Below are 17,098 nucleotides of genomic sequence, written 5' to 3'. Positions count from 1 at the left end.
GTGGGGTGCCCTTCGTGCTCGGTTCTGCGCTCACCCTATCCGACCCTCCCGACGCGGCCAGGCACGTGCCGCCGCACGTCAGGACGGGTCGTCACCGCGGCTGAGCGCGTCCCAGTCGGACCGTTCGTCGGGCTCGCCGGAAGGGGGCGCGGCGGCACCACCCGGCGCGGGCTCGTGCCGCTGCGAGGGCCCGGACCACGCCCGCGAGGCGCGCACGAACCAGACGCCGGCCACGACGTCGAGGACCCCGACGCCGACCGCGACCCACGGCCAGACGCTCGTCACCACCGGTCCGGCGAGGGTGCCCACCCCCGTTTCGGCGGCGACCACGGGTGTCACCGCGGCGACCGGGTCCGCCGTGACGGCGAGCGCCGTGGCCGCGACGAGCACGCCGCACGCCACCACCACCACGGCCACCACCCAGCGGCCCACCCGACCGACCAGCCCGACGGCCGCGACGGCCGCGAGGACCGCGACCGCGGCCGCGAGGACCGCGGGGGCAGCCTGGGTGCCGGTCACCTCCACGGTCACCACGCCCTGCAGAGCGGTGGTGCCCGTCGTCGTGAACCAGGTGGGCACCGCGACGACCGCCGTCACGCCCGCCAGGACGAGCAGCACGCCCGCCGCGCGACCTCGGCCCGGACGGCGACGGTCGACCGGCTGCGGGACCGTCACGCGCCCGCTCGGCGCAGCCGGGACGCGATCTGCACGGCCCGGACGGCCGCGGCCGCCTTGTTGCGCGACTCCTCGTACTCCAGCGCGGGCACGGAGTCCGCGACGATGCCGCCGCCCGCCTGGACGCTCGCCCGCCCGTCGCGGATGAGCGCCGTGCGGATGGCGATGGCCATGTCCATGTCACCCGCGAAGTCGAAGTAGCCGACGGTGCCGCCGTAGATGCCGCGGCGGGCGGGCTCGATCTCGTCGATGAGCGCGATCGCGCGCGGCTTGGGTGCACCGGAGAGAGTCCCGGCGGGGAAGGTCGCGACGAGCGTCTGGAGGGCGGTCGCGCCCTCGCGCAGGCGACCCACGACGGTCGAGCAGATGTGCATGATGTGGGAGTACTTCTTGACCGCCATGAACTCGACGACCTCGACGCTGGCCGGCTCGCACACCTTGACCAGGTCGTTGCGGGACAGGTCGACCAGCATGATGTGCTCCGCCCGCTCCTTCGGGTCGGCGAGCACCTCGTCCTGCAGCCGGCGGTCCTCGTCGGGCGTCGCACCACGAGGGCGCGAGCCGGCGATGGGGAACGTCACGACGCGCCCCGACGTCACCTTCACCAGGGTCTCGGGGCTCGATCCGACGACGGCGAAGTCGCGACCGTCGGCGTCCTGCAGCTGCAGGTAGTACATGTACGGGCTCGGGTTGACGGTGCGGAGCACGCGGTAGACGTCGATCGGCTCCGCGGGGCAGTCGAGGTCCAGGCGCTGCGAGAGGACCACCTGGAACACGTCGCCGTCGCGGATGGCCTCCTGGCCGGTGCGCACCGCGTCCTCGAACTCCTGGCGCGTGGACCGGAACGCCAGCTCGGGTTCGGCGACGTCCGCGAGGACCGCGACCGCGGACTCGGCCGGCTGCAGCAGCGCCGCCTCCATGGCCTCGATCCGGGCGACCGCGTCGGCGTGCGCGTCGTCGACCCGCTCGTCGGTGTCGTCGAAGTTGATGGCGTTGGCGACCAGCCACACCGACCCGTCGTGGTGGTCGACCACGGCCAGGTCGGTGGCCAGCAGGAGCGTCAGCTCGGGGACGCCGAGCTCGTCCGGGGCGTTCGCCGGAAGCGTCGGCTCCCAGTGCCGCACGATGTCCCAGCCCAGGGCGCCGACGAGCCCGCTGGTCAGCGGCGGCAGCCCGGCGACCGCCGGCGTGCGGAGCGCGTCGAGCGTGCGCTCGAGCACGTCCAGGGCATCCCCGTCGGTGGGGACGCCGACGGGGACGTCACCGACCCAGACGGCCGACCCGTCGCGCACGGTCAGGGTCGCGCGGGAGCGCACCCCGACGAACGAGTATCGGTCCCAGCTCCCGGCGGCCTCGGCGGACTCGAGGATGAACGTGCCCGGGCGACCCGCCGCGAGCGTGCGGTACAGGCCGACGGGCGTGACGTCGTCGGCGAGGAGCCGACGCACGACCGGGATGACCCGGCGGTCCCGGGCCAGACCGCGGAACACGTCCAGCGACGGCCACGTCGCGCCCCAGGGAACCTCCGCCGCAGCGACGTCCGTGGGCACAGTCTGGGCGGTCATGACGATCCTTCGTTCTCGTTCGGGCGGGAGCCGACGGCGGCCGGGAGCGGTCCGCCCGCGTCGAAGCACGTGCGGGCACCCGTGTGGCAGGCGGCACCCACCTGGTCGACCTCGACGAGCAGCGCGTCGCCGTCGCAGTCGATGCTGACGGACTTCACGTACTGGGCGTGACCGGACGTGTCGCCCTTGCGCCAGTACTCCTGGCGCGACCGGCTCCAGAACACGACGCGGCCGGTGGTCAGCGTGCGGCGCAGCGCCTCGTCGTCCATCCAGCCGAGCATGAGGACCTCGCGCGAGTCGTGCTGCTGCACGATCGCCGCCACCAGGCCGTGGTCGTCGTGCGTGAGGAGCTCGGCGACTGCGGGGTCGAGGGTCGGTGCGGGGCTGGAAGACACGGACCGATCCTGCCACGCAGCCACGGGCGGGAAGGACCCGTCCCACCAGGCGTCAGCGGGTCTGCGAGACCCAGGCGGCGTGCATCGCCGCATAGTGCCCGTCGCGTGCGACGAGGTCGTCGTGGTGCCCGACCTCGACCACGCGGCCCGCGTCGACCACCACCACCGTGTCCGCGGCCTCCGCCGTGGACAGGCGGTGCGCGATCGTCAGGGTGCTGCGACCGCGCGTGAGCGAGTCCAGGGCGCGCGCGATCCGGACCTCGGTGGCCGGGTCCACCGCCGAGGTCGCCTCGTCGAGCAGCAGCAGGTCCGCCTCGGCCAGGTAGGCCCGCGCGAGCGCCACCAGCTGCCGCTCTCCCGCCGACAGGGACTCGCCGCGCTGGCCGACGGGTGTGTCGAGCCCGTCGGCGAGCTCGTCGACCCAGCCGTCCAGGCCGAGCGCCTCGATGGCCGCGCGGATCCGCTCGTCGTCGTCGTCCGCCGCGGTCGTGCCGTCCTCGTGCCGCAGACCGTAGGCCACGTTCTGCGCGAGGGTGCCGTCGAACAGGAAGCCCTCCTGGGGAACGAGCACCACCCGGCGTCGCAGGTCGGCGACGGGGATGTCCCGCAGGTCCACCCCGTCGAGCAGCACGGAGCCGCCGGTCGGGTCCATGAACCGCGCGACCAGCTTGGCGATCGTCGTCTTGCCCGACCCGGTCGCACCCACGACCGCGACCGACGTGCCGGCGGGGATCGCGACGTCGACCTCCCGCAGCACCGGCGGGCCGTCCGGGTAGGAGAAGTCCACCCCCCGCAGCTCGACGTGCGCCGGGCCGCGCGGGCTGGGCACGCCGTCCGCGCCGGCGTCGACGACCTCGACCGGCGTCTCCAGGACCCCGAGCACGCGACGCCACCCCGCGACGGCGTTCTGCAGCTCGTTGAGGATCTCGGTGGCCATCTGCACGGGGCCGGTGAAGAGCTGGACGAGGAAGAGGAAGGCCAGGAGGCGGCCCACCGACATCTCCCCCGCGATGCCCAGGTACGTCCCGGCGACCACGACCACCGCCAGGACGAGGTTCGCGACGAGCACCCCGCTGGAGAACACGGCCGCGACCAGGTTCTGCGCCCGCACCATCGACGCCCGGGTCGCGGCGACCGCGGCGTCGATCCGGCGCTGCGTGCGCTCGGCGACCCCGTACGCCCGGATGGTCTCGGCACCGACGACGGCCTCCGAGATGGCGCCGAGCATGGCGCCGACCCGCTCACGCACCGCGGTGTACCGCCTGTTCACCCGCTTCTGCAGCGGCTGGAGGAGGATGAACAGCGGCACGAAGCCCGCCCACACGATGAGCGTCAGCTGCCAGGAGTAGACCGCCATGAGCACGGTCGCCACGCCGATCTGCAGCACCGAGACGAGCAGCATGATGCCGCCCCACTGCACGAACAGCGAGATCGTGTCGACGTCGGACGTCACGCGCGAGACCAGCGACCCCCGCCGCTCGGTGTTCTGCGTCAGCACGGACAGGTCGTGCACGTGCCGGAACGCCCGGGTGCGCAGCGCCAGCAGCCCGCTCTCGCTCGACCGGAACAGCCGCACGTTGACGTAGGCCGAGCACACCGCGGCGATCACGAGACCGATCGCGGCCAGACCGGCGAGCGCCGCGACCCGGGAGATGTCCGGGCCGCCGTCCGCGAGGATCCCCGTGTCGACGGTCTGCTGCACGGCGATCGGCACCAGCACGCGCCCGATCGACGCGACCACCGCCAGCAGGACGGTGAGCTGCCAGCCGACCAGCAGCTGCGGGGAGACCTGGACGCCGCGGCGCAGCGTCGCGAGCACCCCCAGGGTGCTGGCGGGCGCGAACCGGTGCCCGCCCTTCGGCTCGGTCATGCCAGGTCCTCCACGACCTCGAGAGCGGCCTCGTCCGCGGCCTCGGCCACGCGGCGCGCGGTCTCCTGCTCGTACGCGGTCGCGAGCTCGCGGTAGCCGGGGTCGCGGGCGAGGAGCTGGTCGTGCGTGCCGCGGTCGACGATGCGGCCGCCGTCGATGTGCACGACCTCGTCGGCCAGCAGGACGGACGACATCCGGTACGCGACGAGCAGCACCGTCGGGCTGGTCGACGTGCCGTCGCCGCGCAGACCGCGCAGGATCGCCTGCTCGATGCGGGGGTCGACGGCGGAGGTCGCGTCGTCGAGCACGAGGACGGCCGGGCGCCGGACCAGTGCGCGGGCGAGCGCGAGGCGCTGGCGCTGGCCGCCCGACAGGTTGGCTCCCCGCTCGCCGAGGGGCGCGTCCAGGCCGCCGGGCAGGGCACGCACGACGTCCTCGACCCGGGCCAGGCGCAGGGCCTCCCACACGGCGTCGTCGTCGGGCGACCCCGGTTGGCCCTCGTCGGCCAGCGTCACGTTGGAGCGCACCGTGTCCTCGAACACGAACGTCGACTGCGCGACCAGCGCGACGTGGCGCGCGACGTCGGCCGGTCGGACGTCCCGCAGGTCGAGCCCGTCGACGTGGACCGAGCCGTGGGAGGGGTCGTACAGCCTGCTCACCAGGGAGACGAGCGTCGTCTTGCCGGCGCCCGTCGGCCCGACCACCGCGATCGTGCGTCCGGCGGGCACGTCGAGGTCGACACCGTGCAGGAGCTCCAGCTCCCCGCCGCCGGGCAGCGCCACGGAACGACCCACGTCCCGCAGCTCCACCCGCGCGCCACCGACGGGCGTCCACGGGGCGCTCCCGACGCTCAGCGCACCGTGCGAGTCGACCACCCGGGCGATGCGGTCGTAGCCTACGAGCGCGCGCGGCAGCTCACCGAGCACCCAGCCGAACGCCCGCACGGGCACCGCCAGCAGGGTCAGCAGGTAGGCCGCGGCGACGACGTCGCCGGTGCCGACCCGGCCCTCGCTGATCTGCACGGTCCCGACGACCAGGACGAGCAGGGTCCCGAGGCTCGGCAGCAGGTCGATGACCGGGTCGAACAAGGCACGCACCACCCCGACGCGGACGTTCGCGTGGCGCAGCTGCGTGGCCCGCTCGGCGAACCGGGCCTCCTCGCGCGCCTCCGTGCCCAACGACGTGACGAGGACCGCGGCCTCGAAGCTCTCGTGCGCGATGTCCGCGACCTCGGCGCGCAGCTGCTGCGCACGGATCGCCGCGGGCGACATCCGGTTCTGGAACACGACGTTCGCGATGACCGCGAGCGGCAGGACGACCAGCGCGGCGAGCGCCAGCCAGATGTCGGTGCGCACCAGCTCGACGGTCGCGACGACCATCATCACGACGACGCCGATCGCGAACGGCAGCGGGTTGAAGATCGACGTCGCCGCCTCCACGTCCGCGCTCGCGTTCGAGAGCAGCTGGCCCGTCGGGTGCTCGCGGTGCCACGACATCGGCAGCCGCAGGTACTGGCGGGTGACGGCGGTGCGGTGGTCCTCCTGGATCAGCGCGAACCCCCGGCCCGCGGACATCCGGCGCGCGGCAACCGTCAGGGCGAGCGTCACGGCGACCAGCGCGATCGCGCCCCCGGCGAGCCAGATGCGGTCCCGGGCCTCGCTGGAGCCGGCCAGCGCGGGGACGACGACCTGGTCGGTCACGGCACCGAGGACCCGGCTGACCCCTACGGTGAGGGCGCCGAACAGCGCGGACGTCCCGATGGCCAGCGCGTACGTGCGGGGATGCGAGCGCAGCCCTCGACCGAGCAGCTGGACCGCGCGGCGGGGCACGGAACCGGTGAGCGCCATCGACCGGGGCGACTCGTCTCGCGTGGGCACGACAGGACCTTCCGTGGAGCTCGTGGGGTTCTCCTCATTCTCTCATGTGGGTGCGAGCGCTTACCCGCACCTCCGTCGGGCCGCAGGCCACGGGAACGCATGGGATCCTGCGGTCATGACCTGGCACGAGATCGAGCGCGCGCAGCTGGCGCAGGCCCTCCTGGACGTGACGCCCGACGCACCCACCCTCTGCGAGGGCTGGCAGGCGCGCCACCTCGCCGCGCACGTCGTGCTGCGGGAGCGCTCACCGATGGTGAGCGCGGGCATCGCCGTCCCTGCCCTCTCGGACCGCGCCGAGGCCGCCATCACGAGGCTCGCCGACCAGGCCGCGACCGAGGGCGCCTACCGGGACCTGGTGGCGCGGGTCGCCGACCGGCCCGCCCGCTGGCACCCCGCCTCGTGGGTCGGGGAGTCCGCGAACGTGGTCGAGTTCTTCGTGCACACCGAGGACGTCCGCCGGGGCGCCGGTCCGGTCCCCGCACGCGAGCTCGACGCCGGACTCGTGGAGGCGCTGTGGTCGCACCTGCCGCGCGCCGCTTCCGGACGGCTGCGCCCGGTCCCCGTCGGCGTGGTGCTGGTCCGGGACGACGGGATCCGGCACCACCTGCGGGCACCGAAGGCCGACCACGGCACCGTCATCGTCCGCGGCGACACGGGCGAGCTCGTCCTGTACCTGCTCGGGCGGGGTGCCGCGGCGGACGTCCGGGTCGAGGGCGACGCGGACGACGTCGCGACGATCGAGGCCGTGCTCCCCTCCCGCTAGCCGGCCGCCTGCTCCGGGTGCCCGGTCGCGAGGATGTCGACCACGAAGACGACCGTCTGACCGGCCAGCTCCTCGCTCTCGGTGACGCCCAGGGCGTACGTGGGCGGGACGACAAGCATCACCTGGCTGCCGACCGGCTGGTCGACCAGACCTTCGGCCCACGCCTGCACGTCCTGCAGCGAGAACGACACCGGCAGCCCGTGCGTCCACGTCGAGTCGAACGCCTCGCCCGTCGTCCACGCGAACCCCGTGTACTGGACGGTCACCACGTCGGTCGCCGCCACCTGCTCACCGCTCCCGCGGATCAGCGGCTGCGCGACGAGCGACGTCGGCGGCTCGGTGCCCGTGGGCGTGATCGTCGGTGCGCCGGACGCATCCAGCGTGACCGCGGGCAGGTCGGCCCGCGGCGGCTTGACCTCGCCGTCCGCGCGGGTGGGCAGCACGTCGACCACCGTGACCGTCGGGTAGTCCGTCGCACCCGCACCGCTGCCAGGGCTGACCTGGAGCATCCGGGCGCCCACCTGCTGGCCGCGCAGCGTCTCGTACAGGTCCGTGCCGAGGTCCTCCTCGGTCAGGAGCATCGCGGTCGGGTTGGTCGAGTAGCTCTCCTTGACCAGGGTCGCGTCCGTCGCATCCTCCAGCCGGAAGTCGATGAGCACCGGCGCACCCTCGACGAGCTGGTCCCCCGTGCCCGGCCAGATCTGCTCGGTCCGGGTCTTGTCCACCTGCAGCGGGGTGACGTACGTGATCGTCGGCGCCTCGCCGGGCTCCCCCGACACGGTCACCGCAGCCGGCTCCGAGACCGGTTCGCTGCACCCGGCAAGGGCCAGCAGTGCGGTCGCCAGACCGGCCACCAGGGCACGGCCCTGCACTCGTCGCACGTCGTTCCTCCAGCTCGTGGGTCGTCCCCCCGGACCTCGGTCCGCAGTCCTGTGGGACTGCAAGTCGGGCCACACTGTACGGCGCGACGCTGTCGAGCTCGTCCTACATGGACTCGATGAGCCGGTCCACCCGCTCGTCGACGCTGCGGAACGGGTCCTTGCACAGGACCGTGCGCTGGGCCTGGTCGTTGAGCTTGAGGTGCACCCAGTCGACCGTGTAGTCGCGCCGCGCGTCCTGTGCGGCCCGCACGAAGTCGCCCCGGAGCTTGGCTCGCGTGGTCTGCGGCGGGACCGCCGTCGCCTCGAAGATCTCCAGGTCCGTCGTGACCCGCTCCACCAGCCCCTTGGCGGCCATCAGGTTGTACAGACCCTCCGTGCGGGAGATGTCGTGGTACGCCAGGTCCAGGCGCTGCACCCGGACGTCGGACATCTCCAGGCCGTGCTTGGCGCGGTACCGCTCGATCAAGCGGTACTTGATCACCCAGTCGAGCTCGCGGTCCACGAGCGACAGGTCCCCGGTGCGCATGGCCCGCAGCCCGCGCTCCCACAGGTCGAGCACCTGCTTGTTCTCCGGGCTCGGACCACCCTCGGAGGCCAGGAAGTCGGTCACCCGCGTGAGGTACTCCTCCTGCAGGTCGATCGCTGTGACGGTCCGGCCGTTCGCCATCGTGACCGGGTGCATGCCGGTGAGGTCGTGGCTGATCTCCCGGATCGCGCGGATCGGGTTCTCCAGGGCCATCTCCCGCATCGGGACCCCTGCCTCGATCATCCGCAGCAGCAGGTTTGTCGTGCCGACCTTGAGCATCGTCGTCGCCTCGGACATCGAGGAGTCGCCGACGATCACGTGCAGCCGTCGGTAGTGCTCGGCGTCGGCGTGCGGCTCGTCGCGCGTGTTGATGATGGGCCGGGACCGGGTGGTCGCGCTGGAGACCGCCTCCCAGATGTGGTCCGCGCGCTGCGACAGGCAGTACACCGCTCCCCGCGGCGTGGTGAGCACCTTGCCCGCACCCGTGAGGATCTGGCGGGTGATCAGGAACGGCACCAGGACGTCCGACAGCCGGGAGAAGTCACCCTGCCGGCGGACCAGGTAGTTCTCGTGGCAACCGTAGGAGTTGCCCGCGGAGTCGGTGTTGTTCTTGAACAGGTGGATCGTGCCCGGCAGGCCCTCGTGCTCGAGCCGCTGCTGGGCGTCCGCCACCAGCCCTTCGAGGATGCGCTCGCCCGCGCGGTCGTGCGTGACCAGCTGCCGGACGTCGTCGCACTCGGCGGTGGCGTACTCGGGGTGGGAGCCGACGTCGAGGTACAGCCGCGAGCCGTTGCGCAGGAACACGTTCGACGAGCGCCCCCACGCGACGACCTTGCGGAACAGGTACCGCGCGACCTCGTCCGCGGAGAGCCCTCGACCGTCCTGGGCGGCGCACGTGACGCCGTACTCCGTCTCCAGACCGAAGATCCGTCTGTCCATCGCCGTGCTCCTCCCTCGCCCCCGTGCCGTGTGCTCAGTCTGCGTCGAGCAGGTCCTCCAGCAGTGCACCGGCGAGCCGCCGGAACGTCCTGCGGGGACGCGTGCGGTCCAGCACGGCGACCTCCAGCTGGGCGGCGGGGATCGCGCGCGGCTCACCGCCGTCCTCCGCCGCGCCGAGCGTCCGCACGGCCAGCGCCAGCACCTCGGGCAGCGTCAGGCCCGCCCGCCACTGCTCGGCCAGCAGGCCGCCCAGCCGGTCCGCCTGGCCGCCCATGACGACGTAGCCGTGCTCGTCGGTGACCGAGCCGTCGTACGCGAGCCGGTAGATCTGGTCGCCCGCGGCCGCGCGGCCCACCTCGGCGACGACGATCTCGACCTCGAGCGGCTTGGACTCCGTGGTGAACGACGTCCCGAGCGTCTGCGCGTACGCGTTGGCCAGCCCGCGGGCGGTGACGTCCTCGCGGTCGTAGGAGTAGCCGCGCAGGTCGGCGTAGCGCACGCCGGCCACGCGCAGGTTCTCGAACTCGTTGTACTTGCCGACGGCCGCGAAGCCGATGCGGTCGTAGATCTCGGAGATCTTGTGCAGCGCACGCGACGCGTTCTCCGTGGCGAACGCGATCCCGTCGTCGTACTGCAGGACCACGACGGACCGGCCGCGGGCGATGCCCTTGCGTGCGTAGTCCGCCCGGTCCTTCATCAGCTGCTCGGGCGAGACGTAGAACGGCATGCTCATCGCGCACCACCATTCGAGTCGCGGTGACCCGCGTGGCCGCGTCGGCGCTCCTGCTCGATCGTCTCGGCCACGGCAGCGAGGTCGGTGTCGCTGACGCGCAGGTACCCCGACTCCGTCACGGTCGCGACGACCGGCCAGATCCCGCGGGTGTGGTCCGGGCCGCCGGTCGCGGAGTCGTCGTCGGAGGCGTCGACGAGCGCCTCCACGGCCACCTTCACCGCGGCGTCGGCGTCGAGGCCGGGGCGCCACAGCTTCTTGAGCGAGCCGCGCGCGAACACCGACCCCGAGCCGACCGCGTGGTGGTCGTGCTCCTCGTAGCGGCCGCCCGTGACGTCGTAGGAGAAGATGCGGCCGATGCGGCGGTCCAGGTCGAAGCCACCGAACAGCGGCACCACCGCGAGCCCCTGCATCGCCATGCCGAGGTTGCCGCGGATCATCGTCGCGAGCCGGTTGGCCTTGCCGTCGAGCGAGAGCAGGCTGCCCTCGATCTTCTCGTAGTGCTCGAGCTCGAGCTGGAACAGGCGGACCAGCTCCACGGCGAGGCCAGCAGTGCCCGCGATGCCGACCGCCGAGTACTCGTCCGCGGGGAAGACCTTCTCGATCTCCCGGCTCGCGATCATCGAGCCCATGGTCGCGCGGCGGTCCCCGGCCATGACGATCCCGCCCTCGAACGCGAGCGCGAGGATCGTGGTGCCGTGCGGTGCGTGCACGTCCGAGGCGGGCCGGTTACCCGGCAGCAGCTGCGGGGCGTGGCTGGACAGGAACTCCATGAACGACGACGAACCCGGGGTGGTGAACGCGTGCGGCAGCCGCCCGGAAGCGGACGTGTCGGATGAGCTCATCGGCGGTCACTGACCGCCCTTCTGGACGAAGCCGCGCACGAACTGCTCGGCGTTGGACTCCAGGACGTCGTCGATCTCGTCGAGCAGCGCGTCCACCTCCGCGTCGCGCGCCTGGGCGGCCGGCGCGACGGGGGCGGGCGTCTCCGGTCCGTCGTCCGGCTCCGCGTCCTCGCGACGCGGGCGTACGTGTTCCTGACCAGCCATGGTGACCTCCCGAAGAGCCGAGCCGACCTGCTGTCGCCCACCCTAGGCCCATCTTCCGACGGTCCCGGCCCCCGCGCCCGCAGTACGGACTGCGGCGGACGACCGACGGGTGACGACTACGCCCCGAGCGCGTCCAGCAGCGCGGTGGCGTCGGGGCTGCGGTCCAGCAGGTCGCCCACGTGCGCGTGCGTCCCCCGCAGCGGGTCGCGCATCGGCACCCGCTGGAGCGTCGCCGCCCCGGGCACGTCGAACACGACCGAGTCCCAGCTGGCCGCCGAGATCTCGCCGCCGTACCGCGCCACCGCCTCGCCGCGGAAGTACGCCCGGGTGTCCCGGGGTGGGTGCACGACCGCGTCGGCGACGTCGTCGGCGCTCACCAGGAGCTCGACCGCACCCGCCTGGACCAGCCGGTGGTACAGGCCGCGTTCCGGGCGCACGTCGGACCACTGCAGGTCCATCGCCGCCAGGCGGGGGTGGTCCCACGCCAGCCGGTCGCGGCGCCGCATGCCCTCGAGCAGGCGGAGCTTGGCCAGCCACTCGACCTCGCGTGCGCACGACGCCGGGTCCGACCCGAGCCGGTCGAGCACCGAGCCCCAGCGGGCCAGCACGTCGGTGGTCTGCTCGTCGGGCTCGTCGCCGGAGTGCTCCAGCGTCGCGAGGACCGCGTCGAGGTACTCGCGCTGCACCTCGAGCGCGGTGAGGCGGCGCCCGTCCGCGAGCTCCAGCCGGGCGGTGAGGGTCACGTCGTGGCTGACCACGTGCACGGCCTGCACGGGGTCGCGCAGCGTCAGCCGGTCGATCGTCGCCAGCGCACCCCCGGAGCCGCTCTCGGCGACCGCGCGCTCGATCAGCCAGAGGACCAGCGACGTGGTGCCCAGCCGCAGGTACGTGGCGACCTCGAGCATCGTCGCGTCGCCGATGATCACGTGCAGCCGTCGCCACCTGTCCGGGTCGGCGTGCGGCTCGTCGCGCGTGTTGATGATCGGGCGACGCAGCGTGGTCTCCAGGCCGATCTCCGCCTCCATGTAGTCGGCGCGCTGCGACAGCTGGAAGCCCGGCTCCTCGCCGCGCTGGCCCAGACCGACCCGGCCCGCACCGGTGAACACCTGACGGGTGACGAAGAACGGGATCAGCCGCGCGGCCAGGTCGTGGAAGGGAACCGCCCGGTCCACCAGGTAGTTCTCGTGCATGCCGTAGGTGGCGCCCTTGCCGTCCACGTTGTTCTTGTAGAGCGCGACGTCCGGCAGCGCGGCGGTCGACGCGAGGGCCCGGACCGATGCGAGCATCACGCGTTCGCCGGCGCGGTCCCAGCGGACGGCATCGAGCGGGTTGGTGACCTCCGGCGAGGAGTACTCCGGGTGCGCGTGGTCGACGTACAGGCGAGCGCCGTTCGTCAGGATGACGTTGGCGGCGCCCGGGTCCTCGTACTCCTCGGTGGTCGCTCGCGGGAGCGCCTGCGGCCCGTCGCCCGACGGCGCCGGCTTCTCGGGGTCGTCCGTGAGCAGCGACGGGTGGGCGGACGCCCTCTGCAGGTGGAACCCGCGGGCGTCGTGCAGCGGGTCCTCGTCGTCGTAGTCCCAGCGCGCCTTCGCCCGCGTGCCCTCGCGGGCCGCGGCGTGCACCGCGACGACGTGGCTCGACAGGAGCATCGGGTTGGCCAGCGGGCGTCCGGGCTGGAGGATCCCGTACTCGGTCTCGATCCCCATCACACGGCGCACGGTCACGAGACCCACCCTAGGGTCCCGCGACCGCGCGCCTGTCCCGGTGTCCGGCTACAGGTACTGCCCGGTGCTCGTGACGTTCTCGATGGTGCGCGAACCCTCCGCACCCTTCTTGCCCTGCACGATGGTCCGGATGAAGACGATGCGCTCACCCTTCTTGCCGGAGATGCGCGCCCAGTCGTCGGGGTTGGTCGTGTTCGGCAGGTCCTCGTTCTCACGGAACTCGTCGACGCACGCCGTGAGCAGGTGGTCGACGCGGATGCCGCGCTGACCGCTGCTGAGGAAGTCCTTGATGGCCGACTTCTTCGCACGGTCGACGACGTTCTGGATCATCGCGCCCGAGTTGAAGTCCTTGAAGTACAGGACCTCCTTGTCACCGCTCGCGTAGGTGACCTCGAGGAACCGGTTCTCGTCGCTCTCGGTGTACATCCGCTCGACGACCCGCGTGATCATCGCCTCGACGGCCGCCGAGGCGGAGCCCCCGTGCTCCGCGATGTCGTCCGGGTGGATCGGCAGCGTGGGGACCAGGTACTTGCCGAAGATCTCCCGCGCGCCCTCGGCGTCCGGACGCTCGATCTTGATCTTCACGTCGAGGCGGCCGGGCCGCAGGATCGCCGGGTCGATCATGTCCTCGCGGTTCGAGGCACCGATGACGATGACGTTCTCGAGCCGCTCGACGCCGTCGATCTCGCTCAGCAGCTGGGGAACGATCGTCGTCTCGACGTCGCTGGAGACGCCGGTCCCACGGGTGCGGAACAGCGACTCCATCTCGTCGAAGAACACGACGACGGGGTGGCCCTGCGACGCCTTCTCCCGGGCTCGCGCGAAGATCAGCCGGATGTGCCGCTCGGTCTCTCCCACGTACTTGTTGAGCAGCTCCGGACCCTTGACGTTGAGGAAGAAGCTCTTCGTGTCGGCCGTGGTCTCGCCGCGCGCCGCCGCGGCCGTGGCCGCCAGGGAGTGCGCGACCGCCTTGGCGATGAGCGTCTTGCCGCATCCCGGCGGGCCGTACAGCAGCACGCCCTTCGGTGGCTTGAGGCCGTGCTCGCGGAACAGCTCCGGGTGCAGGAACGGCAGCTCGACGGCGTCGCGGATCGCCTCGATCTGCGGTCCGAGCCCGCCGATGTCCTCGTAGTCGATGTCCGGCACCTCTTCGAGGACCAGCTCCTCGACCTCGGCGCGCGGGATGACCTCGAACACGAAGCCGCTGCGCGAGTCGATGGTCAGGGCGTCGCCGATGCGCACGTGCGCGTCCCGGACCTGCCCGGCGAAGCGCACCACCCGCTCCTCGTCGCCACGGCCGACCACCAGCGCGCGGTCGGTGCCCAGCAGCTCCTTGACGGTGACCAGCTCGCCGACCTCTTCGTAGCCGCCCGCCTCGACCACGGTCAGGGCCTCGTTGAGCATGACCTCCTGGCCGGGCTGGAGGCGCGAGACGTCGAGCGACGGGCTGGCGCCCACGTGCATCTTGCGTCCCGACGAGACGATGTCGACGGTGCCGTCGGCGCGGGCGCCGAGGAACGTCGCGTAGGTGCCGGGCGGCTTGGCCAGGTCGTCGACCTGGCGCTTCAGGTCCACGATCTGCTCGCGCGCCGCCACGAGCGCGTCGCTGAGCCGCTCGTTCTTGGCAGCGAGCACGGTCAGCTCTCGGTGCAGGTCCCGTCCAGGGGCTGCCGAATCGGTCATCTCGTCGGCCTCCGTTCCGCGTCGCGCGTGGTCGTCACTCCGTCCCCACCGTGCACGGCTCTGTGCCTGCTGGTCCGACGACCCTAACCACCAGTGTCAACACAGGGCCGCCGACGCGCGCGGAGCGTTCTCGACCAGCGGACACACGTCAGTCGGCCGGCGCAGGAGGCGTCGGAGCCTGACCGACGTCGCGGCGCGCGCGGCGCAGCTTCTTGTCGGAGACGAGCCGCTCCCCCATCGCCTCGGGCGACCACAGCTCGGCGTCGTCCACGGCGGGCGCACCGTCGGGCGCGACCGGGTAGGCGCCCTTCGCGGGTCGACGACGGCGCTGCGGTGCCTCGACCCCGTCGGCGAGCCGGCGCGTGGTGAGCAGGAAGCCGGTGTGCCCGATCATGCGGTGCTGCGGGCGCACGGCGAGCCCCTCGAGGTGCCAGCCGCGCACCATCGACTCCCACGCCTCGGGCTCGGTGTAGCGGCCGTCGGTGCGGATGTCCTCGGCCAGCCGGGACAGCTGGGTGGTCGTCGCGACGTACGAGATGAACACGCCGCCGGGCGCCAGGGCCTCGGCGACGGCGTCGAGGTTCTCCCAGGGCGCGAGCATGTCGAGCACGACGCGGTCGACGGAGCCGGGCTCCGCCACGGTCGGCAGCACGTCGGAGAGGTCGCCGACGGACAGCTGCCACGCCGGGTGCGGCCCGCCGAAGAACCCCTCGACGTTGCCGCGGGCGATCGCCGCGAAGTCCTCACGCCGCTCGATGGAGTGCAACGAGCCGCCGTCGCCGACCGCGCGCAGCAGCGACATCGTCAGCGCACCGGACCCGACGCCCGCCTCGATGACCCGCGCGCCGGGGTAGATGTCCGCCATGGCGACGATCTGGCCGGAGTCCTTGGGGTAGACCACGGCGGCGCCGCGCGGCATGGACAGCACGTAGTCGGCGAGCAGCGGCCGCACCGCGAGGTACTCGATCCCAGCCGTGTTGCGCACGACGGACCCCTCGGGCGCGCCGAGCAGCTGGTCGTGGTTCAGGTAGCCGCGGTGCGTGTGGAACGAGGCGCCCTCGGCGAGCGTGATCGTGTGCAGCCGACCCCGCGGGTCGGTGAGCTGCACGCGGTCGCCCGCACGGAAGAGGCCGCGGCGCTGCGCGGCCCCGGTGGACGGCTGGTCGGGGTTCACGGTGCCCGAGTCTAGGAGCGGATGGCGGTGACGACATCCATCGCGCGGATCAGGCCGACCACGCGGCCGTCCACGACCGCGACGACGACGGGCGAGTGCTCGGTGGCGCGGGCGACGGCGGCCACCAGCTCCTGGCCGGTGAGCAGCCCGTCGACCACCGCACCGCCGGGCAGCGGGACGGCCACGGAGGTCACCGGGGTCGCCCCGGCGACGTCGGCGGGGACCGAGGCCGCGGCGGCGCGGTCGACGTACGCGGCAGGGCGGCCGTCGGGCGACAGGATGACGACCTCCTCCGCGCCGGCCGCTGCGGCGAGCGCCCCGGCGTGCGCGAGGGACTCGGTGTGCCCCACCCCGGTCGCCCGGCGGCCGACCGAGGCCACCGTGAGAAGCCCGACCGCTTTCTGCGTGCGGCCGCCGCGCACGGCCGCGGAGGCGCCGGACCAGAGGAACGCCCCGATGAGGGCAGCCCAGACCACGTCGTAGATCTCGGGCTGGCGGCCCTGCACCAGCGGCAGGAGCAGCGCCCACGCGAAGACGCCGACGGCGACGACCCGTCCGACCCACCCGGCCGCCACGGTGCCGGTGTGCCGGTTCTTGGTGGCCGCCCAGACGGCGGCCTCCAGCAGGAAGCCACCGTCGAGCGGCAGGCCGGGGACCAGGTTGAACAACCCGACGAACGCGTTGGTCAGGCACCCGGACCACACGAGCAGCCCGACGAGGCTGTTCGTCTCGACGCCCTGCGCGACCGCGAGGAACCCGGCCGCGAGCAGGAGGTTCGCGATGGGGCCGACCACCGCGATCAGCGCGCTGCTGGCGGGTGTCGGCGTCGCGCCGCCGAACGCCGTGTGCCCACCCCACAGGGTGAGCACGAACTCGCGCGGCTGCTGTCCGCGGGCGCGCGCCATGAGGCCGTGCGCGAGCTCGTGCACCAGGACGGAGGCGAAGAGCAGGATGACGAACCCCAGGGCGACCACGTACACGAGCGCGCCCAGGTGGTCCGCCCGGGCGCGGACGGTCGGGGCGAAGATCAGGGTGAGCACGACCGCGGCGATCAGCCAGCTGGGGGCCAGGATGATCGGGGCGCCGACCGCTCGGCCGATCACCCAGCCGGAGGATCGTCGTGCGGGGGGTCGGGTGGCGCTCACGGCTCAAGAGTAGGTGGGTCGCTGGCCGGTCGTGTCGGCGCCCGCGCCTACTCTCGAGGCGTGACAGTGCAGCACCTCGACCAGGACACCCCCGACCTCCCG

At 72.9% G+C, this 17,098-nt stretch carries 15 protein-coding genes; 1 reads left to right on the top strand and 14 read right to left on the bottom strand.

Features of this window, described 5'->3' with window-relative positions:
• Nucleotides 1-78: 78 nt before the first annotated feature.
• Genes ASF78_RS00215 through ASF78_RS00195 form a run of 5 tightly spaced genes read right to left on the bottom strand, consistent with a single transcriptional unit; the run spans nucleotide 79 to nucleotide 6,352 of the window.
• A complete protein-coding gene (locus ASF78_RS00215; protein WP_056583530.1) occupies nucleotides 79-675 on the bottom strand; it encodes a Trp biosynthesis-associated membrane protein in 597 nt (198 codons plus the stop codon).
• Nucleotides 672-2,240, bottom strand: a complete 1,569-nt coding sequence (locus tag ASF78_RS00210) for an anthranilate synthase component I (protein ID WP_056583527.1) — start codon at nucleotides 2,238-2,240, stop codon at nucleotides 672-674. Before ASF78_RS00210 ends, ASF78_RS00215 begins: the two co-directional genes overlap by 4 nt.
• Nucleotides 2,237-2,635: a phosphoribosyl-AMP cyclohydrolase gene (gene hisI / locus ASF78_RS00205; protein ID WP_056583524.1), complete on the bottom strand. Its 399-nt coding sequence runs from the start codon at nucleotides 2,633-2,635 to the stop codon at nucleotides 2,237-2,239. Before hisI ends, ASF78_RS00210 begins: the two co-directional genes overlap by 4 nt.
• 52 nt (nucleotides 2,636-2,687) lie before the next feature.
• Nucleotides 2,688-4,505, bottom strand: a complete 1,818-nt coding sequence (locus tag ASF78_RS00200) for an ABC transporter ATP-binding protein (protein ID WP_056583520.1) — start codon at nucleotides 4,503-4,505, stop codon at nucleotides 2,688-2,690.
• Nucleotides 4,502-6,352, bottom strand: coding sequence for an ABC transporter ATP-binding protein (locus ASF78_RS00195; RefSeq protein WP_056583517.1), 1,851 nt, complete (start codon nucleotides 6,350-6,352; stop codon nucleotides 4,502-4,504). Before ASF78_RS00195 ends, ASF78_RS00200 begins: the two co-directional genes overlap by 4 nt.
• 145 nt (nucleotides 6,353-6,497) lie before the next feature.
• Between ASF78_RS00195 and ASF78_RS00190 the strand changes: the two genes are divergently transcribed.
• Nucleotides 6,498-7,145 (top strand): TIGR03085 family metal-binding protein, encoded by a 648-nt coding sequence (locus ASF78_RS00190; RefSeq protein ID WP_056583514.1) that lies wholly within the window; start codon nucleotides 6,498-6,500, stop codon nucleotides 7,143-7,145.
• Here ASF78_RS00190 and ASF78_RS00185 read toward each other — a convergent pair.
• From ASF78_RS00185 to ASF78_RS00145, 9 genes are all read right to left on the bottom strand, one after another.
• Entirely contained in the window at nucleotides 7,142-8,026 is an 885-nt protein-coding gene (locus ASF78_RS00185; protein ID WP_056583512.1) for an FKBP-type peptidyl-prolyl cis-trans isomerase, read from the bottom strand. The two genes, ASF78_RS00190 and ASF78_RS00185, sit on opposite strands and share 4 nt — an antisense overlap.
• A gap of 103 nt (nucleotides 8,027-8,129) precedes the next feature.
• Entirely contained in the window at nucleotides 8,130-9,491 is a 1,362-nt protein-coding gene (pafA, locus tag ASF78_RS00180; RefSeq protein ID WP_056583510.1) for a Pup--protein ligase, read from the bottom strand.
• Between the two features lie 34 nt (nucleotides 9,492-9,525).
• Nucleotides 9,526-10,224: a proteasome subunit alpha gene (prcA, locus tag ASF78_RS00175; protein ID WP_056583506.1), complete on the bottom strand. Its 699-nt coding sequence runs from the start codon at nucleotides 10,222-10,224 to the stop codon at nucleotides 9,526-9,528.
• Nucleotides 10,221-11,066, bottom strand: coding sequence for a proteasome subunit beta (prcB, locus tag ASF78_RS00170; RefSeq protein WP_056583503.1), 846 nt, complete (start codon nucleotides 11,064-11,066; stop codon nucleotides 10,221-10,223). Before prcB ends, prcA begins: the two co-directional genes overlap by 4 nt.
• A 6-nt stretch (nucleotides 11,067-11,072) precedes the next feature.
• Nucleotides 11,073-11,270: a ubiquitin-like protein Pup gene (locus ASF78_RS00165; protein WP_056583500.1), complete on the bottom strand. Its 198-nt coding sequence runs from the start codon at nucleotides 11,268-11,270 to the stop codon at nucleotides 11,073-11,075.
• A 116-nt stretch (nucleotides 11,271-11,386) separates the two neighbouring features.
• The gene (gene dop / locus ASF78_RS00160) at nucleotides 11,387-12,994 is read right to left on the bottom strand and encodes a depupylase/deamidase Dop (RefSeq protein ID WP_056587796.1); all 1,608 of its coding nucleotides are present in this window, start codon (nucleotides 12,992-12,994) and stop codon (nucleotides 11,387-11,389) included.
• Nucleotides 12,995-13,042: 48 nt separating this feature from the next.
• Nucleotides 13,043-14,677, bottom strand: a complete 1,635-nt coding sequence (gene arc / locus ASF78_RS00155; RefSeq protein ID WP_056583497.1) for a proteasome ATPase — start codon at nucleotides 14,675-14,677, stop codon at nucleotides 13,043-13,045.
• A gap of 148 nt (nucleotides 14,678-14,825) precedes the next feature.
• Nucleotides 14,826-15,851: a tRNA (adenine-N1)-methyltransferase gene (locus tag ASF78_RS00150; RefSeq protein WP_056583494.1), complete on the bottom strand. Its 1,026-nt coding sequence runs from the start codon at nucleotides 15,849-15,851 to the stop codon at nucleotides 14,826-14,828.
• A gap of 11 nt (nucleotides 15,852-15,862) precedes the next feature.
• Nucleotides 15,863-16,996: a site-2 protease family protein gene (locus ASF78_RS00145; protein ID WP_056583491.1), complete on the bottom strand. Its 1,134-nt coding sequence runs from the start codon at nucleotides 16,994-16,996 to the stop codon at nucleotides 15,863-15,865.
• Nucleotides 16,997-17,098 lie beyond the last annotated feature (102 nt).

It is taken from the genome of Cellulomonas sp. Leaf334 (assembly GCF_001424195.1).
Classification (GTDB): Bacteria; Actinomycetota; Actinomycetes; order Actinomycetales; family Cellulomonadaceae; genus Cellulomonas.
This window is presented reverse-complemented; position numbering and strand designations above follow the sequence as displayed.